Consider the following 25,041-nt stretch of genomic DNA (forward strand, 5'->3'; position numbering starts at 1 on the left):
GGTATTGGCTGAGCAACGCATCCGCCAGAACACGGAAGTCACCTTGCACTTTGCACTGCGCCTGGAGAACGGCGACACCGTCGACAGCACCTTCGACAAAGCCCCGGCGACCTTCAAGGTCGGCGATGGCAACCTGTTACCAGGTTTCGAAGCAGCACTGTTCGGCTTCAAGGCTGGCGACAAGCGCACCCTGACCATTGCGCCGGAAAACGCTTTTGGCCAGCCCAACCCGCAAAACGTACAGATCATCCCGCGTTCGCAGTTCAAGGACATGGACCTGTCGCCGGGGTTGCTGGTGATCTTCAACGATGCGGCCAATACTGAGTTGCCCGGGATCGTGAAAGAATTCGATGATGACCAGGTCACTATCGACTTCAATCACCCGCTGGCTGGCAAGACATTGACCTTTGACGTTGAGATCATCGACGTCAAATCGCTGTAACTGACCGAACACGGTCCAATGTAGGAGCGAAGCTTGCTCGCGAAGGCGTCATCACATTCAGCATTGATGTCGACTGACCCACCGCTTTCGCGAGCAAGCTTCGCTCCTACAAGTTGTAATGATCTAATTTCTTGCGCGCAAGACACGAGGCACAGCATGCAAATCAAACTCGCCAACCCCCGTGGCTTCTGCGCCGGCGTGGACCGGGCGATCGAAATCGTCAACCGCGCCCTGGAAGTCTTCGGGCCGCCGATCTATGTGCGCCACGAAGTGGTACACAACAAATTCGTCGTCGAAGACCTGCGTTCCCGCGGGGCGATCTTCGTCGAGGAACTGGATCAGGTGCCGGATGACGTCATCGTGATCTTCAGTGCCCACGGCGTTTCCCAAGCCGTGCGTACCGAAGCGGCCGGTCGTGGCCTGAAAGTGTTCGACGCGACCTGCCCGCTGGTGACCAAGGTGCACATCGAAGTCGCGCGCTACAGCCGTGACGGTCGTGAATGCATCCTGATCGGCCACGCCGGTCATCCGGAAGTCGAAGGCACCATGGGCCAGTACGATGGCAGTAATGGTGGCGCGATCTATCTGGTTGAAGACGAAAAAGACGTCGCCACCCTGCAAGTGCACAACCCCGACAAATTGGCGTTCGTGACCCAGACCACCTTGTCCATGGACGACACCAGCCGTGTGATCGACGCCCTGCGTGCGCGTTTCCCGGCCATCGGTGGTCCGCGCAAGGACGACATCTGCTACGCCACGCAAAACCGTCAGGACGCGGTCAAGCAACTGGCGGACGAATGCGACGTGGTGCTGGTGGTTGGCAGCCCGAACAGTTCCAACTCCAATCGCCTGCGGGAATTGGCCGAGCGCATGGCCACCCCGGCCTACCTGATCGACGGTGCCGAAGACCTGCAAAAAAGCTGGTTCGAGGGTGTCGAGCGTATCGGCATCACCGCTGGCGCCTCCGCACCGGAAGTGCTGGTGCGTGGCGTGATCCAGCAGTTGCAGGCCTGGGGCGCTACCGGCGCCGATGAGCTGTCTGGTCGTGAGGAGAACATCACCTTCTCCATGCCTAAAGAGCTGCGCGTGCGCTCTTTGCTTTAAGCCTTTTCTCCTCGGCACACAGCGCCTGCTCAACTTTCTGGTTGTTCAGGCGCACGCGCCCCGTCGCGGCCAGCACCACCTGAAGGTGACTGACCGGCTCGCGGGCCGCGCAGAGGTGCAATGTCCCCGCTTGGAAGGCCTTGTCTGGCATCAACGGTTCCCCGAGACCACTGAAGCGGACGAAACTCACGACCCGCCAGTTGCCGACAATCGGCACTCGAGCGCTACTGCGCTGCTCGAAGAGCAATGGATTGCGGGTGTCCTCATGCCCCTCGCCACTGACATCCGCAATAATCCGCCAACCCTGGCTCCAGTCGTCATCAATGGCGTGGATGATTACAGTCTGATTGCGTGTGATCGCTTCGCTCCTGGCGCTGCGCAGGCCACTGATCAGCGATTGCGCGGCTTCTTCGCGATGATTCGCTTCGGCCAGCGCCGCAAACGCCGGACTGACCAACAGCAGAACAATCCCGGCAATTGCCAGTCCCATGAGCAGTTCGATCAGGCTTAAGCCTTGCTGATGCATGTATTTCCCTCCCTGGAACGGTGCGATTCGCGCAATCCATGCGCGAGTAATGGCAAAACAACCGTACATCTGCCGGTCGAATGTTCTAGCGTGTAGAAGCAGGTATAGCCGACGGCAACGGAGGGCACCGATGGATCATCGTACAAAAGGTTTCACGCTGGTCGAGGTGCTGATCACGCTCGCGATTTTTCTGATCCTGATCACGATGGCGGTGCCGATGTTTACCCGTTCGATACAGGGCACCCGGGCTGATACCGAGGTGGGCGACCTGCAACGCGCGCTCAATTACGCACGGCTAGAGGCCATCGACCGTGGTGTTACCACGCGACTGCGGCCGACTGCCGGTGGCAGCGTCTGGACCGGGGAGCTGACGGTCTACGAGGGTACTGGCACTCTGGCCAATATATTACGGGTTGTTCCAGCGATGAGCAGTGGTGCGACTCTGACGCTAACCTCTGGAGTGACTGCCATCGATTTCAACAATCTGGGCGGTTTGTCGGCACCGTCCACGGCGGTGGTGATCACTTATGTATTGGGGGCGCAGAGCAAGACGCTGAATGTGTGTTTGAACGGACGGATTCTATTGGGTGGAAGTTGCGGATGAGGGAGCGGAGCAGGCGAGCACAGGAGGGCATGACGCTGATCGAGGTACTGGTCGCGTTGTTGATTCTGACCGTGGGGCTGTTGGGGGCGGCGGCGATTCAGCTCAATGCGCTCAAGTACACCGACAGTGCGCGGATGACCAGCCAGGCGAGTTTTATCGCCTACGACATGCTGGATCGCATCCGCGCCAACACCGGTGCCGATTACACCGTCACGCCTCCGACGTCGGCCAACCTGAGCGTCGCCCGGGACCAGGATCTCTACGATTTCACCACCAATATCGTCGCCTTTGGCGGGGCGAGCGCCACCGGCAGCGTGGCGCTGAATCAGCGGGTGTACACCATCACCATCACCTGGGATGACTCGCGGGCCACCAACGTCGCCAACTCGCGGCGCAGTTTTGTCCTGACCAGTCGTGCCGCCGTCGACCCGGTGACCACGCCATGAAACAGTCCAACCGAGGCTTTGGCTTGATCGAGGTGTTGATCGCCCTGGCGTTGAGCCTGATCGTGGTACTGGGCGTGGCGCAGGTGTTCATCGCGGCCAAGAACACCTACGTCAGCCAGAACACCGCCGCCGCGATGCAGGAAGATGCGCGGTTCGTGTTGAGCAAGATGATTCAGGAAATTCGCATGGTCGGGATGTTTGGCTGCCTGGGGGCCGTCACGGACGCCAGTTCGACGGGTGACTTCAATGCCAGCCAGTTGGCGCCGATCAGTTGGGATAACGCCAATCTCAAGCTGACCATGGTGACAGCGGATGTGGGTGGCAGTGGCGGTACGCCGACCTGGACCGTGCTCTCCGACTGTAAAACCAGCGCCACGGCCTACACGGGGGCTAGAGTCGCGTCATCCGGGCAAATGGCTTTCCCGATTCGACGGTTGATCTACAGCTTCAGCAATAACCAGCTGTTGATGGGCGTTGGCAGCGGTACGCCAACCCAGGCGGTGCTGATCAACAACGTCAGTGCCTTCAACGTGTCCTTTGGCGTCGCCACCAGTACCAGCGATGTGGCGGCCTCCAGTTACAGCGCCAATCCAGCCAATACCGCGTTGATACGCAGCGTGCGCCTGACCCTGACGCTGACCGATCCGAACAATCGCGTGCGCAATCAAACCTTCAACGTGGTTGCGGCTCTGCGCAACCGGCTGCAGTAGGTGAGTGCCGGATGAGAGCCCCGACAAACAAGCAAACAAACCAACGGGGAATGGCCTTGCTGGTCAGCCTGGTATTTCTGTTGCTGCTGACGGTGATCGGCATTTCATCGATGCAGAACGCGACCCTCCAGGAAAAAATGGCCGCCAGCGTGACCCTGCGCAATAAATCCTTCCAACTGGCCGAAGCCACCTTGCGCATCGGCGAAAGCGCGGTACAACTGGCGACCTATACGCTGGCGGTGTGCGGCACCACGGCGCAATGCGCGCCGCCGGCGGAATCCTCGAGCGTGACCGGTGCCGGGCTCAATTCCACGTCGGGGGTCACCTGGATTGCCGCCGGCGGCGGCTTGTATGGGGTGCAGAACATCGGCACGACGACGGGCGCCGTCAACATCCCAAGCAACTCCTCGGCGACGCTGTACCGGGTCACCGCAGTCGGCATCGTCGGCAATAACGTTCGCAGTGTGGTGGAGAGCATCTATGCCAAGTATTGATGCTCGCGGTGGCTGGCGCCGAGGGTGGGCGCAGGTGCTTTTCGGTGCGTTGCTGAGCCTGTACCTGGCGGCGCCGGCCTACGCCTTCACGCCATCGGACTCCCCGCTGTTGAGCGCGGCGGCGGTGCCACCGAACGTCATGTTGTTGATCGACGACTCGGGGAGCATGAACACCATCATCTTCGCGGCGGGCTTCGACCCCGCGGTCAACCGCACGCCGGCCAGGCAGTGCAACGCCTTTATCGGCTTGTGTCTGAGTGCTTCTGACATCGTCGGCAGCTCGATCTTCCTCTCCAGTCTGCCGAGCTCCGGGTGTTCAGGTGGTGCGTACGCGTTCTACAACAACAGTCTGACCCCGCAATGCATCAAGCTCCCAGACCCGGTGGGCAATGAAAATACCCGCTACACCGACGACTACCTCTCGTACCTGGTGGGTTTGGCCAACGGTAGCAATCGTGATTTCACTAACGGCTCGATCCCCAACGACTATCGAGTCAACGTGGCGCGTAATGTCTCCGCTGCATTGGTAGCCGGTAACCGCGGCTTGCGTATCGGCCTGGCTACGTTCAATCCGCCCAGCAGCAACAACTCCGCCAATGGCGGTTATATCGCTCGGCCCATCAGCGATCTGGCAGTCGTCACCGGCAGCGTTACCCAGTCCCAGGCTGACACCAATTACAACAACCTGATCTCCTCCATCAATAACCTGGCGGCTGTGGCCAACACGCCGCTGGCCGAAACCTACTACGAAATCACCCGTTATTTTCGCGGTATGACGCCGTACTACAACTCGACGCCGACGACCTACACCAGCCCGATCCAGTATCGCTGCCAGAAGAACTACGGCGTGGTCGTCACTGACGGCTTGCCGACCTATGATCGGACGTTTCCGACCAACGATCCGCTGGGCACCACCCGCTTGCCCAACTGGGACGGGATCAACAACGATGGCAATAACCTCAGTGGCGATGACGAGGGCGACACCCTGTATCTGGACGACATCGCCAAGTTCGCTTTCGACATCGACATGCGTTCGACCGGTACGGACCTGGCCGGCAAAAGCTGGACCGCGGCGGATTTTCCCAAGCAGTACATGAACACCTACACCGTGGGTTTCACCGCAGCCAACCCGATGCTGTCGGATGCGGCCGCTTACGGCCAGGGCCTGTATTACCAGGCTAACGACGCTGCCGGTCTTAACGCGGCCTTGTCCTCGGCCTTGAGCAACATCACCTCCAAGGCCGGATCGGGCGGTAGCGGTGTCACCAGCGGCACCACGGTGGCCAGCGGTTCGAGTTACTTCCAGACCAGCTACGACCCCAAGGACTGGCGCGGGACGATCAAGTCCTACGGCTTCACGGCCAGCGGCTCGGTCAATACATCCTCGGTGTTATGGACCACCGACACGGCCATCGTGCCGGGAGCCACGGCGCCGACCTACCAGTCCTGGAACACCCTGACCAACGCCGCGATTACCTTGGCCTACGGCAACTTTTCCCCGGCCCAGCAAACCTCGCTCAGCCAGAGTCTGCCGACCGGGATTGTCGGCAATGACCTGGTGGAGTGGAGCAAGGGCACCAACAAGACCGGGCTGAAAGTGCGCTCGGTATTGCTCGGTGACATCATCAACTCGCCCCTTGCGCTGGCTTCTCCCACGGATCAGACCGCGTCGGATCTGGTGGGCGATTCCACCTACACCACCTATCTGGCGACCAAAGCCGCCAACATGAGCCCCAGCCTGGTGGTCAACGCCAACGACGGCTTTCTCAATGTCATCAACGCCGCCAACGGTGCCCGACGTTATGCCTACATGCCGTCCAGCGTGCTGCCGTCGTTGCGCTATATTGCCGATCCCACCTATATCAACGGCGTGAGCCACAAGTTTCTGGTGGACGGTCAGGTCGGGGTGTTCGACGCCCAACTCAGCGGCGCCTGGAAAACCCTGGCCCTGGGCGGTGTAGGGGCGGGCGGCAAGACGTTCTACGCCGTGCAGCTGTTTGATGCGTCAGCGGGTAACGCCTTCAAGGCATTGTGGGAAATCAGCGCACCGACCACGGCGAACACGGCGAACGCTTTCAATGACCTGGGTTATGCCTATGCGCGCCCGGAAGTGGCACGCTTGGCCGATGGGCGTTGGGCGGCTTTCATCTCCAACGGCTACGGGAGCAATTCGGGGGTGGCAGCGTTGTATGTGGTGGACGTACGTGACGGTTCGCTGATCAAGAAAATCGTCATCGACAGCACGGAAACCACCAATGGCCTGTCTTCGGTGGAGCTCAAGGTCAACTCGCAGAACGTGGTGCAGGCCGCTTATGGCGGCGACCTGAAAGGACGTTTGTGGAAGTTCGACCTGAGTGGCGCCACAACTGACAGCTGGGGCGTCGCTTTTTCCGGCAAGCCATTGTTCACGACCCCGGGTGGCGCCACACAACCGATTACCGCGCAACCGCTGCTGGCGGACAATTCCCTGGGCGGCAAGCAGGTGTTTTTCGGTACCGGGAAATTCAATGAGACTGCCGACAAGACCAACAAGGATCTTCAAGCGTTCTACTCGGTATGGGATGCCGATGGCGGATCTGGACAGATGACGGTGTCGAGTTTGCAGGCCCAGGCCGTGACCGGGGTGATCGGCGGCAGCGCGGGCGGGCAATTCATTACCACAAGCCAGAATGACACGACCTACCCGGCCGAGAAGGGGTGGTACCTGCCGCTGGTATACAACAGCGTGTTGACCGGTGAGCGGGTGATCAATCAGGCCAGCCTGGTTGCCGGCCGCATCGTGTTCACCACGGCCAGCGTCGACACCACCGACCCTTGCGCCAGTTTCGGTACCGGGAAGCTGGTCGAGCTGGATGCATTCAGCGGTAAGATGCTCAACTACGCGGTGCTCGACACCAATGGCGACGGGCTGGTCGACAGCACGGATTCGATTTCCAGCGGGGTGATTTTCACCGGTGGTATTCCGACGCTGAACGCGATCGTCAACAATGCGTCCCGCAAAATTGTGAACGATTCCAGCGGTGGCATCAGCTCCCTGGTGGAAAAACCCGGCGGTGGCGGCGGCCGTCGCATCATGTGGCGACAAATACAGTAAGTGAGAGTTGAGGCAATGCGCAGATCCAACCGAGGTTTTACCCTGATCGAAATCATGATCGTGATTGCGATCATCGGGATCGTTATCACCATTGGCTATCCGAGCCTTACCGAGTACACGAAAAAGGGCCGTCGCACCGAGGTGGCCGGGCTGCTTTCCGAGCAGGCGCAGATTCTTGAGCGGTTCTATTCCAAAAATAACCTCTACACCGGCGCCACCGGCCTGAGCACAGGTAACGACTTTTACACCATCACTCCGACCATCACCGACCAGACCTTCCTGCTGACGGCGGTGCGCAAGTCAGGTACGAACATGGCGACCGACAAGTGTGGGGATTTCACCATCACCAACACTGGCGTCAGAAGCATGGTCAACGCCACGTCCGGGCTGGCCACCAAGGATTGCTGGGGCCGCTGAGTTTCCTTTTTGGGCGCCTTTTGCGCCCCTGTCTATTGAACGGTTGGATCAGAACATGAGCAGGCAACAGCAAGTGGTGATTGTCGGCGGCGGGGTGATCGGCCTGCTGACCGCGTTCAATCTCGCGTCCGAAGTGCAGAGCGTTGTGCTGCTGGATCGCTCGAACGTCGGCCAGGAATCGTCCTGGGCCGGCGGCGGCATTGTTTCACCGCTTTATCCGTGGCGCTACAGCCCGGCGGTCACGGCGCTGGCTCACTGGTCCCAGGATTTTTATCCACAGCTGGGTGAGCGTCTGTTTGCCGCCACCGGCGTCGACCCCGAAGTGCACACCACCGGGCTTTACTGGCTGGATCTGGACGATGAAGCCGAAGCACTGGCCTGGGCCGAACGGGAAAACCGTCCGCTGCGGGCTGTGGATATCTCGGCAGCCCATGACGCGGTGCCGGTCCTGGGCGGTGGTTTCTCACGGGCCATCTACATGGCCGATGTGGCCAACGTGCGCAACCCGCGGCTGGTCAAGTCTCTGAAGGCGGCGCTGTTGGCGCTGCCGAACGTGACGATCCATGAGCAATGCGAAGTCAGCGGGTTTATCCGTGACGGCGACGCGGTGGTCGGGGTGCAGACGTCCACGGGCGCGATTCTTGGCGATCAGGTTGTGTTGACGGCGGGCGCCTGGAGCGGCGACTTGCTGAAAAGCCTCGGCCTGGAACTGCCGGTCGAGCCAGTCAAGGGTCAAATGATTCTGTACAAGTGTGCGGCGGATTTTTTGCCGAGCATGGTCTTGGCCAAGGGCCGGTACGCGATTCCGCGTCGCGACGGACATATCCTGATCGGCAGTACGCTGGAGCACGAAGGGTTCGACAAGACCCCAACCGGATCGGCGCTGGAAAGCCTGAAGGCCTCGGCCGTGGAGTTGATCCCGGCGCTGGCGGAAGCCGAGGTGGTGGGGCATTGGGCCGGGCTGCGGCCGGGCTCGCCGGAAGGCATTCCCTATATTGGCCGGGTGCCGGGTTTTGCCGGGCTGTGGCTCAACTGCGGGCATTACCGCAATGGATTGGTGCTGGCGCCGGCGTCGTGCCAGTTGTTTGCGGATGTGATGCTGGGCAGGGCGCCGATCATTGATCCGGCGCCGTATGCGCCGGCGGGGCGAATTTAAGGCGAAGAGCAAAAGATCGCAGTCTTCGGCAGCTCCTACGGGGGCTGCGATCTTTTCAATCCAAACCTAATTTCTTGAGCCGATAGCGCATCGACCGAAACGACAGATTCAACCGTTGCGCCGCCGCCGTGCGATTCCAGCGGGTTTCCTCCAGTGCCTGGAGGATGAGTTTGCGTTCGACGTTTTCCAGATAATCTTCCAGATTGTCGATCCGCGTCAGGTCCGGCACGCCGGCCTCAGCGGTGCAGTTGCCTTCGGCCAGGCGCAGGTCGCTGGCTTCGATCTGTTTGTTCTCACACAAGGTGTGGGCGCGTTCGAGCATGTTCTCCAGCTCCCGCACATTGCCCGGGAAACGGTAGCTTTTCAGCGCTTCAACGGCTTGCGGGTGCAGTTTTGCCGCGGGTTGGCCAGTGCCGGCCGCCAGACGCTTGAGCACATGGCTGGCCAGGGTCTCGATATCGTCCCGACGCTCGCGCAAGGGCGGGACCCGCAGTTCGATCACATTGAGCCGATAGTACAAATCCTGGCGAAAACGTTCGGCGCTGACTTCAGCGTCGAGGTCCTTGTGGGTGGCGCAGAGGATACGCACATCGACCACGGTTTCCTGCTGCCCGCCGACGCTGCGCACCGCTTTCTCCTGAATCGCCCGCAGCAACTTGACCTGCATGGCCAGTGGTAAATCAGCCACTTCATCGAGGAACAGGGTGCCGCCATGGGCCGCCTGGAACAGCCCGGGCTTGTCTTCGATGGCGCCGCTGAAGCTGCCCTTGCGATGGCCGAAGAATTCACTTTCCATCAATTCCGACGGTATCGCTCCGCAATTGACCGGCACGAAGGGGCCGTTCGAACGCGGGCCTTGTTCGTGGATCAGGCGGGCGACCAGCTCCTTGCCGCTGCCGGATTCGCCGCTGATGTACACCGGTGCCTGACTGCGGGCCAGTTTGTCGATTTGCTTGCGCAGGCTGCGCATCGGCAGTGAATCGCCGAGCAAGCGGCGATCAATCGCGGTGCTGGCGCCACCCGGAGCCGGTAGGCGCAAGGCACTGGTGACCAATTCTCGCAGCCGGGTGAGGTCCACCGGTTTGGTCAGGAAGTCGAAAGCGCCGGCCTTGAGGGCGTTGATCGCCGTTTCCAGGCTGCCATAGGCGGTGATCATCGCCACCGGCACTTGCGGATAACGTTGCTGGATGTGTTGTACCAGCTCCAGGCCGGTGCCATCGGGCAGGCGCATGTCGGTCAGGCACAGGTCGAATGTCTCCCGGCCCAGCAGGGCCTGGGCTTCGCCGAGGTTGCGGGCACTGAACGTGTCGAGTTTCATCCGTCCCAGGGTGATTTCCAGGAGTTCGCGGATATCCGGTTCGTCGTCGACGATCAGGACTTTCTGCTGTGGGCTCATGTTCAACTTTGTTTCCGTCCGTGTGCAAAGGTGATGCGAAAGCAGCCGCCGCCTTGGCGTGGTTTGAAGTCTAGGCGGGCCTGGTTGCTTTCGCACAGCTCACGGGACAGATAGAGCCCGAGGCCTGTGCCTTGGGTGCTGGTGGTGAAGAACGGTTCGAACAGGTGCACTTGCTGATCCGGCGCCACGCCGGGGCCGTTGTCCAGCACTTCGAGAACCGGCAACTGGCTGTCGGTGTCGATAAACAGCTCAAGCCAGACCTCGGCCCTGTCATGGGTCAAGGCGCTGTGCCGCCAGGCATTGCGCAACAAGTTGTCGAGAATCTGGGTCAGTTGGTTCGGGTCCATCAACGTTGTGAAGTGGCCCAGGCCGATGCGCAGGTGAATGTGCTGGCGTTCGGTCGCGGCCTCACGGGCTTCTTCGACGAACTGCGCCAGCCACGGCTTCAGATCGAGCCGCTGCGGTGCGGTTTGCTGGCGGCGGGACAGTTGCAGGACGTTTTCGATAACCCGATTCATTCGTTGAGAGTGGTCTTGGATAATCTGGGTCAGACGTCGATCCGCGTCGTTCAGTTCCTCGGATTCCTGCAGCAACTGCGCGGCGTGACTAACGGCGCCCAGCGGGTTGCGGATCTCGTGGGCGATACCGGCGGTCAGGCGACCGAGGGCGGCGAGCTTCAATTGCTGGGCCTGCTGGGCGATCTGGGCGAGGTCTTCGAGAAAGACCAGCGTTTGATGGTGCGGGCTTTGGTCGAGGGCAATGAAGCTCGGTTGCAGCTCCAGGCCGGAACGGGCGACTTTCAAGCTCTGGGGACGCAAGGTCGGGTTGTTGAGCCACAGTTGCAGGCGCTCGACCAGGGTTGGCGAGTAATCATCGATCAGTTGGCCGTCCAGCCGTTCCTGGCCCAGCAGGGACAGGGCACTGTGGTTGGCCAGTTGCACGCGGCGCTGGTCGTCCAGCACCAGGATGCCGGTACGCATGCGTTGCAGAATCAGCACATTGAGGGCTTCAAGGCCAACCACCTCGCTGGCACGCTGCTCGGCGAGGTGCTCACTGACTTCCAGGCGCCGGATCAAGCCTTGCACCAGCAACGCCGCGGCAAAGCACAGCGCGCCGAGGGTGCCGGCTTGCAGATAGTCACTGGGGCTGGCGGGGTGGCTGAAGCTCAGCAGGAAACTCAAACCGACAATGCCGATGGCCGCGACTGCCGCGATCACCAAACCAATACGTCCGCGCAATAGCGTATTGCCGATGGCCACTGACACGATCAGCAGATTGCCGATGGCACTGGCCACACCACCGGCGGCGTAGAACAGGCCGCACAACAGCAATACATCGACCAGGGTCAGGCTGAACAGCTGCGTCCGGCGCCGGGTGTTCTCCAGGAACACCACCAGCAGAATGTTAAGCACCAGGTACAACCAGCTGCCACTGCGCAGCAAGTCGTTATCGGCGAGCGCCAGCAACTGGTTGTCCATGTTGCTGGAAATCAACAACACCAGGGTGATGCCGACGCTTAAACGGTACAGATGATAGAGGCGCAGCAGTCGCTGGGCCTGTTTGTTGCCGGGGCTGGAGGCCTCAGCGGTCACTGGAACCCGGGCCTTGCTCAAGGTGAGCCTGGCTGCAATACCACTGTTGTTGAAGGTTCAGCGCACGGTCGCGGGGCAGGTGAACGCCACAGTGGGCGCAGCGCACCATGGGGGCCGCTTCCAGCTCGGCGGAGGATTTTGGCGCTGAAACCTGGCCCTTGAACTTGCGCCAGAACCATACCGCAGCGGCAATCAGGGCGATCCAGAACAGTAAACGAAGCATGGTGGGCTGCTTTAAGAATGATGATCAGGCAGTTTAGCCAAGGACATGACGGGCGCACAGCGTAATAAATCGCCGCCATAAAAAAGGGAGACTCAAGAGTCTCCCTTTTCGTACAACCCGAGGTGTCAGTCGAACACACCGAAGGTCATGTAGCTGAACCACGAACGGTCGCTGTTGTTGCCTTCCGCTTCGTGTTGCTCTTCCTCGATCACATCGCCGTTTTCATCTTTAGGCTTGAGATCGTTCGGAATCGAGTCTTTCGCGTCCTGGAACTGCTTCTGCACGTCCTGGTTGGCGCGGGTTTCGCCCGGCGGCAGCGGCGGACGGGATTCGATCAGGCCCAGGGTAGCCTTGCTCAGCCACGAACGGTTGTCCGCTTCGTCGACCGATGGCTTGAACTGACCGTCCACCAGGCTTGGGTGGTTCGGGTAGTTGAGCTTCAGGGTTTCGAGGCTGGTGGTGGCCAGTTCGTCCAGGTGCAGACGCTGGTAGGCCTCGACCATTACCGCCAGGCCGTCTCCGACCGAAGGGGTTTCCTGGAAGTTTTCCACTACGTAACGACCACGGTTCGCGGCGGCGACATAGGCCTGACGAGTCAGGTAGTAGTCGGCAACGTGAATTTCGTAGGAAGCCAGCAGGTTGCGCAGGTAAATCATGCGCTGCTTGGCATCCGGCGAGTAGCGGCTGTTCGGGTAGCGGCTGGTCAACTGGGCGAACTCGTTGTACGAGTCGCGGGCAGCGCCGGGGTCACGCTTGGTCATGTCCAGCGGCAGGAAGCGCGCCAGCAGGCCGACGTCCTGGTCGAAGGAGGTCAGACCCTTGAGGTAATACGCGTAATCCACGTTCGGATGCTGTGGGTGCAAACGAATGAAACGCTCGGCGGCAGACTTGGCAGCCTCAGGCTCGGCGTTCTTGTAGTTGGCGTAGATAAGCTCGAGTTGAGCCTGATCAGCGTAGCGCCCGAACGGATAACGCGACTCCAGGGCCTTCAGCTTGGCTGTGGCGCTGGTGTAGCTGTTGTTATCCAGGTCGGTCTGAGCCTGCTGGTACAGCTCGACTTCGCTAAGGTTTTCGTCTACGACTTCCTTCGATGAGCAAGCAGCGGTCAATGCGAGGATGGCGATCAGCAGCAGGTGTTTCACTTGCATGGCGGCTTGCGTCCCTATGACGGCCGCTGTCTTGGGCGGGGCCGTCCTGTTATGATGAGCGCCCCGTTGAATAGCCTCGGGGCAAAAGACGCCGTATTTAACCACAAGCGCGCAGCCGAAACCAAAGGCTGTGCCGACGCCTAGTCTGAGCATGTCCGATAAAATTGAACTTCGCGCAGAGGTGCCGTCCGAATTGGGCGGCCAACGCCTCGATCAAGTCGCCGCACAATTATTCGCTGAGCACTCGCGCTCGCGCCTTTCCGCCTGGATCAAAGACGGCCGCCTGACTGTGGATGGGGCGGTTATCCGCCCGCGAGACATTGTTCATGGTGGTGCCATTCTTGAACTCACTGCCGAGCAGGAAGCTCAGGGCGAATGGATCGCTCAGGACATCGAGCTGGACATCGTCTACGAAGACGACGACATCCTGGTGATCAACAAACCTGCGGGTCTGGTGGTGCATCCGGCTGCCGGTCACGCTGATGGCACCTTGCTCAACGCCTTGCTGCACCACGTGCCGGACATCATCAATGTGCCCCGCGCCGGTATCGTGCATCGCCTGGACAAGGACACCACTGGTCTGATGGTGGTGGCCAAGACCATTCAAGCGCAGACGCAACTGGTTACACAGTTGCAGAGCCGCAGCGTCAGCCGGATCTACGAGTGCATCGTGATCGGTGTGGTCACTGCCGGTGGCAAGATCAACGCGCCGATCGGTCGCCACGGCCAGCAACGCCAGCGCATGGCGGTGATGGAAGGTGGCAAGCAAGCCGTCAGCCACTACCGTGTGCTCGAGCGTTTCCGCTCCCACACCCACGTGCGGGTGAAGCTGGAAACCGGTCGTACGCACCAGATTCGCGTACACATGGCCCACATCAACTACCCGTTGGTCGGAGACCCTGCCTACGGCGGTCGCTTCCGTATCCCGCCGGCAGCCAGTGTGACCATGGTCGAATCGTTGAAGGCTTTTCCGCGTCAGGCGCTGCATGCGCGGTTCCTGGAGCTGGATCATCCGACCACCGGTAAACGCATGAGCTGGGAATCGCCACTGCCGGACGATTTCGTCTGGCTGCTGACTCTGCTCAAGCAAGACCGCGAGGCGTTCATCGGATGAGTGACTGGCTGATTCCCGACTGGCCTGCGCCTGCCGGGGTGAAAGCCTGCGTTACCACCCGTGCGGGCGGCGTCAGTCTGGCGCCGTTCGACAGCCTCAACCTCGGCGATCACGTCGACGACAGTCCCGAAGCCGTGGCTGAAAATCGCCGTCGTCTCACCGATCATTTCTCGATCCAACCGGCCTGGTTGCAACAGGTCCACGGCATTGTCGTGGCTGATGCCGATCCGGGCCGGGTGGTGACCGCTGATGCCAGCTGGACCGCAACCCCCGGAGTTGCCTGCGCGGCGATGACGGCGGATTGCCTGCCGGCGCTGTTCTGCGACCGAGCCGGCACACGCGTCGCGGCGGCCCATGCCGGTTGGCGCGGGTTGGCGGCCGGTGTGCTGGAAGCGACCCTCGACAGTCTGGGCGTGGCGTCAGAAGAAGTCATGGTCTGGCTCGGCCCGGCGATTGGCCCGCAAGCCTTTGAAGTCGGCCCGGAAGTACGGGAAGTCTTCATCCAGCAATTGCCTGAAGCCGCAAAAGCCTTTGTCCCGAGCCACAACGCCGGCAAGTTCATGGCCGACATCTATGAGCTGGCGCGTTTGCGTCTGGCTGCGCGTGGTGTCACCGCTGTTTATGGTGGCGGTTTCTGTACCGTGACCGATCCGCGCTTCTTTTCTTACCGTCGCAGTCCGCGCACCGGTCGGTTTGCCTCCCTGGTCTGGCTCGAAGACTAAGCTTCCCTGATCTACATCAACTGTACGACGCTTGAAACTCCCAGAATCGACCGCATCTATAGCGGTATCTGGCAGGTTTCTTCATTCAGGATGGTTTTCTAGGTCCGGCCTGCTCAAAAGGAAGGTGACCCATGCGTATAGACCGTTTAACCAGCAAATTGCAGTTAGCTCTATCCGACGCCCAATCCCTGGCTGTCGGCCTCGATCATCCGGGCATTGAACCGGCGCACTTGATGCAAGCCATGCTTGAGCAACAGGGTGGTTCGATCAAACCTCTGTTGATGCAAGTCGGCTTTGACGTCAACAGCCTGCGCAAAGAGCTGACCAAAGAGCTCGATCAACTGCCGAAAATCCAGAACCCGACCGGCGACGTCAACATGTCGCAGGACTTGGCGCGCCTGCTCAACCAGGCCGATCGCCTGGCGCAGCAGAAGGGTGATCAGTTCATTTCCAGCGAGCTGGTGTTGCTCGCCGCCATGGACGAGAACAGCAAGCTCGGCAAGTTGCTGCTCGGCCAGGGTGTGAGCAAGAAAGCCCTGGAAAACGCGATCAACAACCTGCGTGGCGGCGAAGCCGTCAATGATGCGAACCACGAAGAGTCGCGTCAGGCGCTGGACAAGTACACCGTCGACCTGACCAAGCGCGCCGAAGAAGGCAAGCTTGACCCGGTAATTGGCCGTGACGACGAAATTCGCCGGACCATTCAGGTCCTGCAACGCCGCACCAAGAACAACCCGGTGCTGATCGGCGAGCCTGGCGTGGGTAAAACCGCCATCGCCGAGGGCTTGGCCCAGCGCATCATCAACGGCGAAGTGCCGGACGGCCTCAAAGGCAAACGCTTGCTGTCCCTGGACATGGGCGCGTTGATTGCCGGTGCCAAGTATCGCGGTGAGTTCGAAGAACGCCTGAAATCCCTGCTTAACGAACTGTCGAAGCAGGAAGGGCAGATCATTCTGTTCATCGACGAACTGCACACCATGGTCGGCGCCGGTAAAGGCGAAGGCTCGATGGACGCGGGCAACATGCTCAAGCCAGCCTTGGCCCGTGGCGAGTTGCACTGCGTCGGCGCGACCACGCTCAACGAGTACCGCCAATATATAGAGAAGGACGCGGCCCTCGAGCGGCGTTTCCAGAAAGTACTGGTGGAAGAGCCGAGCGAAGAAGACACCATTGCCATCCTGCGTGGCCTCAAGGAGCGTTACGAGGTTCACCACAAAGTGGCGATCACCGACGGCGCGATCATCGCCGCGGCCAAGCTGAGCCATCGCTACATCACTGATCGGCAGTTGCCGGACAAGGCCATCGACCTGATCGACGAAGCCGCCAGCCGTATCCGCATGGAGATCGACTCCAAGCCGGAAGTGCTGGACCGTCTGGAGCGGCGCCTGATTCAGCTGAAGGTGGAATCCCAGGCGCTGAAGAAAGAAAGCGACGAAGCAGCGATGAAGCGCCTGGAAAAACTCCAGGAAGAAATCGTCCGTCTGGAGCGTGAGTATTCGGACCTCGAAGAAATCTGGAATTCGGAAAAAGCCGAAGTCCAGGGGTCGGCGCAGATCCAGCAGAAAATCGAACAGTCCCGTCAGGAACTGGAAGCCGCACGCCGTAAAGGTGACCTGAACCGCATGGCCGAGCTGCAATACGGGATCATCCCGGACCTGGAGCGCAGCCTGCAAATGGTCGACCAGCACGGTAAAAGCGAGAACCAGTTGCTGCGCAGCAAGGTGACCGAGGAAGAAATCGCGGAAGTCGTGTCGAAGTGGACCGGCATTCCCGTGTCGAAGATGCTCGAAGGCGAGCGCGACAAGTTGATGAAGATGGAAAGCCTGCTGCACCAACGTGTGATCGGCCAGGACGAAGCGGTGATCGCGGTTTCCAACGCAGTACGGCGTTCCCGTGCCGGGTTGTCCGATCCGAATCGCCCGAGCGGTTCGTTCATGTTCCTCGGCCCGACCGGTGTCGGTAAAACCGAGCTGTGCAAGGCGCTGGCCGAGTTCCTCTTTGATACGGAAGAGGCGATGGTGCGGATCGACATGTCCGAGTTCATGGAGAAACATTCCGTGGCTCGCTTGATCGGCGCGCCACCAGGCTACGTGGGCTATGAAGAGGGCGGTTACCTGACCGAGGCGGTGCGTCGCAAGCCTTACTCGGTGATCCTGCTGGACGAGGTCGAGAAGGCCCATCCGGACGTCTTCAACATCTTGCTGCAAGTGCTGGAAGATGGCCGCCTAACCGACAGCCATGGCCGCACGGTGGATTTCAAGAACACCGTGATCGTCATGACCTCCAACCTCGGTTCGGTACAGATCCAGGAGCTGGTTGGTGATCGTGAAGCACAACGGGCGGCGGTGATGGATGCGATTTCCACGCACTTCCGGCCGGAGTTCATCAACCGGGTCGACGAGGTGGTGATCTTCGAGCCGCTGGCGCGGGATCAGATCGCGGGCATCACCGAGATCCAGTTGGGTCGCCTGCGCAGTCGCCTGACCGAGCGCGAGCTGAAACTGGAGCTCAGTCCGGAAGCGATGGATAAGTTGATCGCAGTGGGTTACGACCCGGTCTATGGCGCACGGCCGCTCAAACGAGCAATTCAGCGCTGGATCGAGAACCCGTTGGCGCAGCTGATTCTGTCCGGTCGTTTCCTGCCGGGCGAGACCGCTGTCGGCAAGGTGGAAAACGACGAAATCGTTTTCGACTGAGGCGTAACGCCAGTGAAATAAACAAGGCCTCGCATTGCGAGGCCTTTTTTTCGCCAGGCTGTTGAACTGAAAGGAAAAGGCTTGTAAAGTGCGCCCCGCAGTAAGTCACCCGCAAGGGTTTCTACTCCCCAAGTAGAAATCTGAAATAAGTTGCAAATCATTAACTTGAATGCAAATTAGGGGGTTGACAGAGGTGCTTAAGATTGTAGAATAGCGCGCCTCAGACACACGAACGCAGCGATGCGAACGGGTCGAGAGATGCAGCAAGCTTCACCGTTGTAAATTGAAATATGTAGTTCCGTGATAGCTCAGTCGGTAGAGCAAATGACTGTTAATCATTGGGTCCCAGGTTCGAGTCCTGGTCACGGAGCCAATTTCAAACCGGGGTATAGCGCAGTCCGGTAGCGCGCCTGCTTTGGGAGCAGGATGTCAGGAGTTCGAATCCCCTTACCCCGACCATTTTTGGGTCGTTAGCTCAGTTGGTAGAGCAGTTGGCTTTTAACCAATTGGTCGTAGGTTCGAATCCCACACGACCCACCATTTTTGAAACCAGTTAACGCTGGGATCAGATCTTAAGATCAGAGGCCAAAAGCGCTGATCGAAGAAGAAGGCGACTGAAAGGTCGCCTTTTTTTTACCGGGGTATAGCGCAGTCCGGTAGCGCGCCTGCTTTGGGAGCAGGATGTCAGGAGTTCGAATCCCCTTACCCCGACCATATTAAAAATCCTCGTATCGAAAGATACGGGGATTTTTTTTGTCTGCTGGAAAGCAAGCTCCTTCAAATCTCGTCAACTTGCCAATACGAGCCATAAGCTGTCAGAACTGGTCCAGCGCTTTCGGGTATAAATCCGCCAGACGCAAAAAAGCCGCGCTTCCCGTCGAGGAATGCGCGGCTTGTTTGTTCTGAGGCTTAGGCGCCGTCTTGGTCTTTCAGGTGTTCGAACAGACCTTTTGGCATTTTCTTGCCGTTGGCTTCGAAGTTGGCTTTCACGTTGTCGAAAGCCTCTTGCTCGTCGATGAAGCCATCGTGGTTTTTGTCGATTTTGTCGAAGTTGGACTTCGGCGCGACGGCCTGGAATTCGGCACGGGAGACTTTGCCATCGCCATCAGTGTCGGTCTTGGCCATCGACGCATCGCCACATTTGCCTTCACCACACTTGCCTTCAGGCGTCTTCACGACCTGTTCGGCGGAGGCCAGCAGGTAGCCTTGGGTCAGCGGCTGGGAAGCGAACACGGAGCCGGTCAACATCATGCCGCCAGCCAAAACAGCGCCGAGCAGACCGATAGTGTTTTTAGTGGTACGGGACATTTGAAATCTCCTGGGTTGCACGACACAACCGCTCGATAAAGGGTGCCGCGTTATTGCGGCGTTAACCGAAGCAGGCGGTGCCTTGCTCGGGTGTGGCCATTTAACGGTGCGGGTGTATCGCTTCTGTGTCGTGCAAGGGGGAGTTTGTAAGCGAAGGGGGGGAAAGGCGGGGCGGGATACAGTGAGACACACAAGTGTCAGGAAGTTGAATCGCGGCGCCCCATTCGCGAGCAAGCCTCGCTCCTACGGTCATCATCCTGTAGAAGCGAGGCTTGCCCGCGAAGAGGCCCTATCTGACGCTGAATATCTTAATGCAGCTTCAGTCGCGGCTCAGTCCCACGTCCAATCTTGCTCCCGAGCATCAACATCGCCGTACGAAACGCGCCATACAGCGCCATCTGGTGCATTCGGTACAACGACACGTAAAACATCCGCGCCAGCCAGCCTTCCAGCATCACGCTGCCAGTGAGGTTGCCCATCAAGTTACCCACAGCCGAAAAACGCGACAGCGAGATCAGCGAGCCGTAGTCGGTGTACTTGTACTCCGGCAAGGTCTTGCCTTCGATCCGCAGCTTTAGCGATTTGGCCAGCAACGACGCTTGCTGATGCGCAGCCTGGGCGCGCGGCGGTACGTTGCGGTCGGTGCCCGGTTGCGGGCAGGCGGCGCAGTCACCGAAGGCGAAGATGTTTTCGTCGCGGGTGGTTTGCAGGGTCGGCAGCACTTGCAGCTGATTGATGCGGTTGGTTTCCAGGCCGTCGATGTCCTTGAGGAAACCCGGCGCACGAATCCCGGCGGCCCAGACTTTCAGGCTCGCATTGATCACTTTGCCGTCGGCGGTGATCAGGCTTTCGGCCGTGACTTCGCTGACCGCCGCGTTGGTCATCACATTGACCCCGAGTTTCTCCAGGGTTTTATGCACAGGACCGCCGATACGTTCCGGCAGGGCAGGCAACACCCGGGGCCCGGCTTCGATCAGGGTAATGTGCATGTTTTCCGGTTTGATCCGGTCCAGACCGTAGGCCGCCAGTTCATGGGCGGCGTTGTGCAGTTCTGCTGCCAATTCGACGCCAGTCGCACCGGCACCGACGATGGCCACGCTGATCTGCTCCACGACATCGGTTTGCCCGGCATGGGCACGCAGGTAGTGGTTGAGCAATTGCTGGTGGAAGCGCTCGGCCTGTTTGCGGGTGTCGAGGAACAGGCAATGCTGCGCCGCGCCCTGGGTGCCGAAATCGTTGGTGGTGCTGCCGACGGCAATCACCAGCGAGTCGTAACCCACCTCGCGCGCCGGGACCAATTCAATGCCGGCTTCGTCGTAGGTCGCCGCTAACTGAATTTTTTTCGACGCGCGGTCGAGCCCGCTCATGCGCCCGAGCTGGAACTCGAAGTGGTTCCATTTGGCCTGGGCAACATAGTTGAGTTCGTCTTCGGAAGAGTTCAGCGACCCGGCCGCCACTTCATGCAACAGCGGTTTCCAGATGTGGGTCAGGTTCGCGTCGACCAGCATCACACTGGCCGTGCCGCGCTTGCCCAGAGTCTTACCCAGACGGGTAGCCAACTCCAGACCGCCGGCGCCGCCGCCAACGATAACAATACGGTGAGTCATGGGGATATCTCGCAAGGCTAAAAGAAATCGGTGCGGTCACCCCCGCGAGCGCAAGGCAGCTCATAGCGTCAGGTAACCGATAAGTCGGCTCAGCAGGCCCAAACCAATGGTCACTGCCAGCACCAGCACCAGGAGCATCCAAGGCCGGAAAGGCCGGCGCTCGACTCGGTGCTGGGACAAGTGCAGGTACTCTTCGACATGCTTTTGGTCGTCGGGGTTCAGGCGGCTGGTCATATTGGGCCTCGTCAGGGGTAGACGTTGCTGAATGTGTAGAAGCTACAGGCTGATTTAACGAACGTTGAACGGAGCATAGCCGGTGTCGGGAATGGGCTCGACGCTCACCGTATCGTCCAGTCGAATGATCCCACTTTGTAACACTCGGGCAGTGATTCCGCCATGTCCGCGCACGGCCTGAAAGGTCCCGGGGCCGAGGTTGTTTTGCAGGCGGGCGCAGGGTTGGCACCAGCCGGTGGTTTCGAAAATCGCCTGGCCGATCTTGAAGCGCCGACCCTTTAGGCTGAACAGGTTGATGCCGCTGATCACCAGGTTGCGCCGCAATTCACCCGGCAGCACCGGTTGATCCTCCGGGCGTCCCATCAGCGAACTGATCACCGCCAGGTGCTCCCACTGAATCAGCGTCACCTGCCGCGCATTGCGTACGCCGGGGCGGGCCTTGTCACCGGTCAAACCGGCCTCAAGCCGCGCTTCCACGACCTCGAGTTCAATCATCGGCACATGGGACGCCGGGCGCACGCCGATCCAGCGCACACGGCCAATTTGCGGGACTTCGGCAATCAATTCCTGCAACGGGCTCACAGGCTGATCCCGACGTCGAAGACGATGCTGCGGCCGAGGTTACTGCGCAAAAAGTCCGGGGCATCGGGATGGGCGAACAGCACCCGGGCGAATGTCGGCCCGACCAGAGACAACGAGCGCCAGCCCTGGCGCAGGTATTCGGTGGGCGGCGGGAAATGGCTGTTGAGGTCCAGCACTTCGCGCTTGAGACTGGCGAAGGCGATGATGTCCAGCTCGCCCAAATCCATGCCGCGCTCTTTGTAGTTGTGGGCTTTTTTGCGCAAGGTCGGCGCCAGTCTCAGCAAGAATTCATTGGCTGGAATGCGTCGGGGCTTGGCCTCGCGACGCACCAGCGAACTCAGGGAAAACGCGCTGCGTCGTCGTTGCAGCTCGTCGCGCCATTCATCGTTGAGGCGCCGGCCTTCGTCGAGGACGAAGAACACCTCGAAACTGGCATCGCGAAACAACACGTCCGGCGGCTCCCCGGCTGGGGCAAATTCGTCGGCGCGATAGGGAATGTTCAGGCCTTGCAGCAGGCGCTGGCAGACCCAACGCTCACGCTCCCATTTGCGGGCATTGGACAGGAACGCGTTGGCTTGCTCGGCCGCGATGGTCAGCAGGCGTAAATAATCTGAGTCATCCATAGGCCCAAGCTTAGCGTTCAAATGCGACAAGCAGAAAGCTTTGCATTCACTGGAGCCACTTTTGCGCCGGTGTATGCTGGCAGGGAGCCGTAACCCAACAAGGAGTGTGTCGTGCCATCCAGGGAGAAGTCGTCATGATCGGCGCCGAGCTGCTGTCGTCAGGGAGCCTGACCGTAGGCTGGCTGATTTATGTACCCGTGCTGATCTGGGCGATCTGCCGTGTGCCATGGGTCGAGCTGTTCACCGACAGTCGTCGCCAGCATTTGCTGTTCGGCACGGTGTTCGCGCTGTTCATGTTGTGGCTGGTGCGACGGGATTTCGATACGGGCGTGTCCTATCACTTTATCGGCATGACCGCGGTGACGTTGTTGCTGGACTGGCCGCTGGCGATTGTCGGCGCGCTGGTGGCGCAACTGGGGCTGGTGCTGCTTGGGCGGCAGGATCTGGCGGCTGTCGGGGTGAATGGCGCGTTGATTATTCTGCTGCCGGTGCTGGTGACGGAATGCTGCGCGATCCTCGTCGAGCGGGCGCAACCGCGTAATCCCTTTGTGTATATCTTCGTTTCCGGCTTCTTTGCCGCCGCGCTGTCGGCCTTGTTGTGCCTGTTGCTGGCCTTATGGCTGCTGTGGTTCGACGAGCGTTTCGAGATGCCGTACTGGCTGGAAGATTTTGTCGGTTACCTGTGGCTGCTGATCTTTCCCGAGGCGTTTATCAACGGCATGATCATCAGCGCGCTGGTGGTGTTCAGTCCCGAGTGGCTGGAGACCTTCAACCGCACCCGTTACCTTTCGGCGCCCTGGAAAGACGACGATCCCAAGTCTTGATCCACATCAAACCGGTTTGACGCCCGCGAACTCATGCTCGGCAAAACCTTCAGGAGCACCAATATGAGCGTTTACGAATGGGCAAGGCAGGAGTTGCGTCACAGTCTGGATGCGGCACAGGAAGTTGGGTTTGATCCGGGGTTGAGCCTGCGCGCCTTGCTCAGTGCGGTGGTGCAACAGAGCAAGGCGGTGCGCAGTGTCGAGGACCTGGCGGATGAGTTGCAGTTTCTCGCCGAGAACCTCGATGACGGTCAGGACTACGGCTTTATGCGGCCCTAATCGTAGTGATCAGTGACGCGGCTCGAAGTCTTCGCTGAACAGGTCGTCCTCGGCATCCGGGCTCACCGGGATCTTGTGTTCTTCCGACGCCCAGGCGCCGAGGTCGATCAGTTTGCAACGGTCCGAACAGAATGGCCGGAACACGTTTTCCGGTTTCCATTCAACGGGTGCACCGCAAGTCGGGCATTCGACGGTCGAGATTGGGCTCATGACTGGCCTCCACGCAAAGTAAGGTAAAAGTGATGCAGGCGTTCGACCTCGCTGTGCAGCCAGGCGAGGTCGCGGTCATTGACCACCACGTCGTCGGCATGGCTCACGCGATCCTGGCGGCTGGATTGGGCCTTGAGGATCGCCTGGACCTGTTGCTCGCTGGTCTGGTCACGCTGCAGGGTGCGTTCGATCTGTAGTTGTTCCGGCGCGTCGATCACCAGCACCCGTTGGGTCATGGCGTACTGCCCGGACTCGATCAACAGCGGCGACACCAGAATCGCGTAAGGCGATTGTGCCTTGGCCAGGTGGGTAACGATTTCCTCGGCGATCAGCGGATGCAGCAACGCTTCGAGCCAGCGGCGTTCCTCCGGGACTTCGAAGATCAGTTTGCGCAGCACCGCGCGATCCAGTTGGCCATCGGCTTGCAGCACGCCGGGGCCGAAGTGTTCGGCGATTTTCGCCAGCGCCGGACGCCCCGGTTCCACCACCCAGCGTGACGCGTGATCGGCGTCCACCACATGCACACCAAGGTCGATGAAGTGCTGGGCCGCCGCGCTTTTGCCGCTGCCGATGCCGCCGGTCAGGCCGAGAATCCAGGGTTTTTCCACAGGGGTATTCATTTCAAACCGACAAACTGCCAATAGAAGCCGGTTATTTGACCACCCCAGAGCAATGCAATCCAGCCGGCAATTGCCAGATAGGGACCGAAGGGAATCGGCGTGGAGGTTTTCGCGTTCCGCAAGCGCAGCAAAATCACCCCGAGCATCGCCCCCACCAGCGATGACAGGAGGATGGTCAGCGGCAGGATCTGCCAACCGCCCCAGGCCCCCAGCATCGCCAACAGCTTGAAGTCGCCATGGCCGATGCCGTCCTTGCCGGTGATCAGCTTGAACAGCCAGAACACCGACCACAGCGCCATGTAGCCGATCACCGCACCCCACAAGGCATCGTGCAAGGGCACGAACAGCTCGAAGCTGTTGACGATCAGCCCCAGCCACAACAACGGCAGCACCAGCACGTCGGGTAACAGTTGATGCTCGGCATCGATCAGGCTCATGGCCAACAGGCCCCAAGTCAGTACCAGCATCAGGCCGCCAGGCCAGCCGAAACCGAAATGCCAGGCGACGAATGCCGAGAGCAGGCCGCAGGCCAGTTCGGTCAGTGGGTAGCGCTTGCTGATCGATGCGGCGCAGTTCGAACAGCGACCGCGCAGCAACAGATAGCTGAGCACTGGAATGTTTTCCCAGGCACGGATCCGGTGGGCGCAGTGCGGGCACTGGGAATGGGGCAGCATCAGGTTATAGGTCGGCAGTGGCGTTTCACTGGGCAAGCCCAGAACATCGTGGGCCTGCACTCGCCATTCCCGTTCGAGCATTTTCGGCAGGCGCCAGACCACCACGTTGAGGAAGCTGCCGATCACCAGGCCGAGCACCAGCGCAAAGATCACGAAGGCCAGCGGATAGAGGGTCAAGTAGTCGATCAAGGGCATG

27 protein-coding genes and 4 tRNA genes are annotated in these 25,041 nt (G+C 60.1%); 18 read left to right on the forward strand and 13 right to left on the reverse strand.

The genetic code is table 11. The features are described 5' to 3' along the window. The first annotated feature begins 4 nt into the window (after positions 1-4). Both fkpB and ispH read left to right on the forward strand, forming a co-directional pair. The gene (gene fkpB / locus HKK52_RS25140) at positions 5-442 is read left to right on the forward strand and encodes an FKBP-type peptidyl-prolyl cis-trans isomerase (protein ID WP_178117499.1); all 438 of its coding nucleotides are present in this window, start codon (positions 5-7) and stop codon (positions 440-442) included. Between the two features lie 156 nt (positions 443-598). Beyond that, positions 599-1,546, forward strand: a complete 948-nt coding sequence (gene ispH / locus HKK52_RS25145; protein WP_169373008.1) for a 4-hydroxy-3-methylbut-2-enyl diphosphate reductase — start codon at positions 599-601, stop codon at positions 1,544-1,546. Here the strand turns inward: ispH and HKK52_RS25150 are convergent. Next, entirely contained in the window at positions 1,515-2,072 is a 558-nt protein-coding gene (locus HKK52_RS25150; protein WP_169373009.1) for a GspH/FimT family pseudopilin, read from the reverse strand. The two genes, ispH and HKK52_RS25150, sit on opposite strands and share 32 nt — an antisense overlap. Before the next feature lie 130 nt (positions 2,073-2,202). On the opposite strand from HKK52_RS25150, the gene HKK52_RS25155 reads away from it, so the two are divergent. The 7 genes from HKK52_RS25155 to thiO are packed head-to-tail and all read left to right on the forward strand — an operon-like array spanning position 2,203 to position 8,993. Then, entirely contained in the window at positions 2,203-2,676 is a 474-nt protein-coding gene (locus tag HKK52_RS25155) for a GspH/FimT family pseudopilin (RefSeq protein ID WP_169373010.1), read from the forward strand. Next, positions 2,673-3,122 (forward strand): type IV pilus modification protein PilV, encoded by a 450-nt coding sequence (pilV, locus tag HKK52_RS25160; protein WP_169373011.1) that lies wholly within the window; start codon positions 2,673-2,675, stop codon positions 3,120-3,122. Before HKK52_RS25155 ends, pilV begins: the two co-directional genes overlap by 4 nt. Further along, the gene (locus HKK52_RS25165) at positions 3,119-3,832 is read left to right on the forward strand and encodes a PilW family protein (RefSeq protein ID WP_169373012.1); all 714 of its coding nucleotides are present in this window, start codon (positions 3,119-3,121) and stop codon (positions 3,830-3,832) included. Before pilV ends, HKK52_RS25165 begins: the two co-directional genes overlap by 4 nt. An 11-nt stretch (positions 3,833-3,843) precedes the next feature. Next, the gene (locus HKK52_RS25170) at positions 3,844-4,326 is read left to right on the forward strand and encodes a pilus assembly PilX family protein (RefSeq protein ID WP_169373013.1); all 483 of its coding nucleotides are present in this window, start codon (positions 3,844-3,846) and stop codon (positions 4,324-4,326) included. Beyond that, the gene (locus HKK52_RS25175) at positions 4,313-7,420 is read left to right on the forward strand and encodes a pilus assembly protein (RefSeq protein ID WP_169373014.1); all 3,108 of its coding nucleotides are present in this window, start codon (positions 4,313-4,315) and stop codon (positions 7,418-7,420) included. The genes HKK52_RS25170 and HKK52_RS25175 overlap by 14 nt, the downstream gene beginning before the upstream one ends. Before the next feature lie 15 nt (positions 7,421-7,435). Continuing rightward, positions 7,436-7,837 (forward strand): type IV pilin protein, encoded by a 402-nt coding sequence (locus HKK52_RS25180; protein ID WP_169373015.1) that lies wholly within the window; start codon positions 7,436-7,438, stop codon positions 7,835-7,837. A 55-nt stretch (positions 7,838-7,892) separates the two neighbouring features. Beyond that, a complete protein-coding gene (thiO, locus tag HKK52_RS25185; protein ID WP_169373016.1) occupies positions 7,893-8,993 on the forward strand; it encodes a glycine oxidase ThiO in 1,101 nt (366 codons plus the stop codon). Between the two features lie 55 nt (positions 8,994-9,048). Here the strand turns inward: thiO and HKK52_RS25190 are convergent, their stop codons facing one another. The 4 genes from HKK52_RS25190 to HKK52_RS25205 form a co-directional block, all read right to left on the reverse strand. After that, a complete protein-coding gene (locus HKK52_RS25190) occupies positions 9,049-10,389 on the reverse strand; it encodes a sigma-54-dependent transcriptional regulator (RefSeq protein ID WP_169373017.1) in 1,341 nt (446 codons plus the stop codon). Positions 10,390-10,391: 2 nt separating this feature from the next. Continuing rightward, positions 10,392-11,981, reverse strand: a complete 1,590-nt coding sequence (locus HKK52_RS25195; RefSeq protein WP_169373018.1) for a sensor histidine kinase — start codon at positions 11,979-11,981, stop codon at positions 10,392-10,394. Beyond that, entirely contained in the window at positions 11,971-12,204 is a 234-nt protein-coding gene (locus tag HKK52_RS25200) for a PP0621 family protein (protein ID WP_169373019.1), read from the reverse strand. Before HKK52_RS25200 ends, HKK52_RS25195 begins: the two co-directional genes overlap by 11 nt. 125 nt (positions 12,205-12,329) lie before the next feature. Next, complete coding sequence (locus tag HKK52_RS25205) at positions 12,330-13,352, reverse strand: outer membrane protein assembly factor BamD (protein WP_169373020.1); 1,023 nt, start codon at positions 13,350-13,352, stop codon at positions 12,330-12,332. A gap of 151 nt (positions 13,353-13,503) precedes the next feature. Between HKK52_RS25205 and rluD the strand changes: the two genes are divergently transcribed. The 7 genes from rluD (at position 13,504) to HKK52_RS25240 (ending at position 18,598) form a co-directional block, all read left to right on the forward strand. Next, positions 13,504-14,466, forward strand: coding sequence for a 23S rRNA pseudouridine(1911/1915/1917) synthase RluD (gene rluD, locus HKK52_RS25210; protein WP_007942311.1), 963 nt, complete (start codon positions 13,504-13,506; stop codon positions 14,464-14,466). After that, entirely contained in the window at positions 14,463-15,188 is a 726-nt protein-coding gene (gene pgeF / locus HKK52_RS25215; RefSeq protein ID WP_169373021.1) for a peptidoglycan editing factor PgeF, read from the forward strand. Before rluD ends, pgeF begins: the two co-directional genes overlap by 4 nt. 131 nt (positions 15,189-15,319) lie before the next feature. Next, positions 15,320-17,884 (forward strand): ATP-dependent chaperone ClpB, encoded by a 2,565-nt coding sequence (gene clpB, locus HKK52_RS25220; protein WP_169373022.1) that lies wholly within the window; start codon positions 15,320-15,322, stop codon positions 17,882-17,884. A 297-nt stretch (positions 17,885-18,181) separates the two neighbouring features. Further along, positions 18,182-18,257, forward strand: a tRNA-Asn gene (locus HKK52_RS25225). Positions 18,258-18,266: 9 nt separating this feature from the next. After that, a tRNA-Pro gene (locus HKK52_RS25230) sits at positions 18,267-18,343 on the forward strand. Between the two features lie 5 nt (positions 18,344-18,348). Beyond that, positions 18,349-18,424: transfer RNA gene (locus HKK52_RS25235), tRNA-Lys, on the forward strand. Positions 18,425-18,521: 97 nt separating this feature from the next. After that, a tRNA-Pro gene (locus HKK52_RS25240) sits at positions 18,522-18,598 on the forward strand. Positions 18,599-18,793: 195 nt separating this feature from the next. Here the strand turns inward: HKK52_RS25240 and HKK52_RS25245 are convergent. The 5 genes from HKK52_RS25245 to HKK52_RS25265 all read right to left on the reverse strand — a co-directional run bounded on the left by HKK52_RS25245 (position 18,794) and on the right by HKK52_RS25265 (position 22,238). Next, positions 18,794-19,192, reverse strand: coding sequence for an HvfA family oxazolone/thioamide-modified RiPP metallophore (locus tag HKK52_RS25245; RefSeq protein WP_169373023.1), 399 nt, complete (start codon positions 19,190-19,192; stop codon positions 18,794-18,796). 308 nt (positions 19,193-19,500) lie between these two features. Continuing rightward, positions 19,501-20,799 carry an NAD(P)/FAD-dependent oxidoreductase gene (locus HKK52_RS25250; protein ID WP_169373024.1) on the reverse strand — a complete coding sequence of 433 codons (1,299 nt, stop codon included), beginning with the start codon at positions 20,797-20,799 and terminating at the stop codon, positions 19,501-19,503. A gap of 60 nt (positions 20,800-20,859) precedes the next feature. Beyond that, positions 20,860-21,033: a DUF3094 family protein gene (locus HKK52_RS25255; protein ID WP_054051322.1), complete on the reverse strand. Its 174-nt coding sequence runs from the start codon at positions 21,031-21,033 to the stop codon at positions 20,860-20,862. 54 nt (positions 21,034-21,087) lie between these two features. Continuing rightward, on the reverse strand, positions 21,088-21,615 hold the full coding sequence (locus HKK52_RS25260) for an MOSC domain-containing protein (protein ID WP_169373025.1): 528 nt from the start codon (positions 21,613-21,615) through the stop codon (positions 21,088-21,090). Then, positions 21,612-22,238: a DUF1780 domain-containing protein gene (locus HKK52_RS25265; RefSeq protein ID WP_008154887.1), complete on the reverse strand. Its 627-nt coding sequence runs from the start codon at positions 22,236-22,238 to the stop codon at positions 21,612-21,614. The genes HKK52_RS25260 and HKK52_RS25265 overlap by 4 nt, the downstream gene beginning before the upstream one ends. Positions 22,239-22,372: 134 nt before the next feature. On the opposite strand from HKK52_RS25265, the gene HKK52_RS25270 reads away from it, so the two are divergent. Beyond that, positions 22,373-23,062, forward strand: coding sequence for an energy-coupling factor ABC transporter permease (locus tag HKK52_RS25270; RefSeq protein ID WP_169373026.1), 690 nt, complete (start codon positions 22,373-22,375; stop codon positions 23,060-23,062). A 63-nt stretch (positions 23,063-23,125) separates the two neighbouring features. After that, positions 23,126-23,341 (forward strand): hypothetical protein, encoded by a 216-nt coding sequence (locus HKK52_RS25275; protein ID WP_008033212.1) that lies wholly within the window; start codon positions 23,126-23,128, stop codon positions 23,339-23,341. Positions 23,342-23,350: 9 nt separating this feature from the next. Here HKK52_RS25275 and yacG read toward each other — a convergent pair whose 3' ends face one another. Genes yacG through HKK52_RS25290 form a run of 3 tightly spaced genes read right to left on the reverse strand, consistent with a single transcriptional unit; the run spans position 23,351 to position 25,040 of the window. Next, entirely contained in the window at positions 23,351-23,551 is a 201-nt protein-coding gene (gene yacG / locus HKK52_RS25280) for a DNA gyrase inhibitor YacG (RefSeq protein WP_149661048.1), read from the reverse strand. Next, a complete protein-coding gene (coaE, locus tag HKK52_RS25285; RefSeq protein ID WP_169373027.1) occupies positions 23,548-24,171 on the reverse strand; it encodes a dephospho-CoA kinase in 624 nt (207 codons plus the stop codon). The genes yacG and coaE overlap by 4 nt, the downstream gene beginning before the upstream one ends. Further along, entirely contained in the window at positions 24,168-25,040 is an 873-nt protein-coding gene (locus HKK52_RS25290) for a prepilin peptidase (RefSeq protein WP_169373028.1), read from the reverse strand. Before HKK52_RS25290 ends, coaE begins: the two co-directional genes overlap by 4 nt. Position 25,041: the final 1 nt, after the last annotated feature.

It is taken from the genome of Pseudomonas sp. ADAK2, from assembly GCF_012935755.1.
GTDB lineage: Bacteria > Pseudomonadota > Gammaproteobacteria > Pseudomonadales > Pseudomonadaceae > Aquipseudomonas.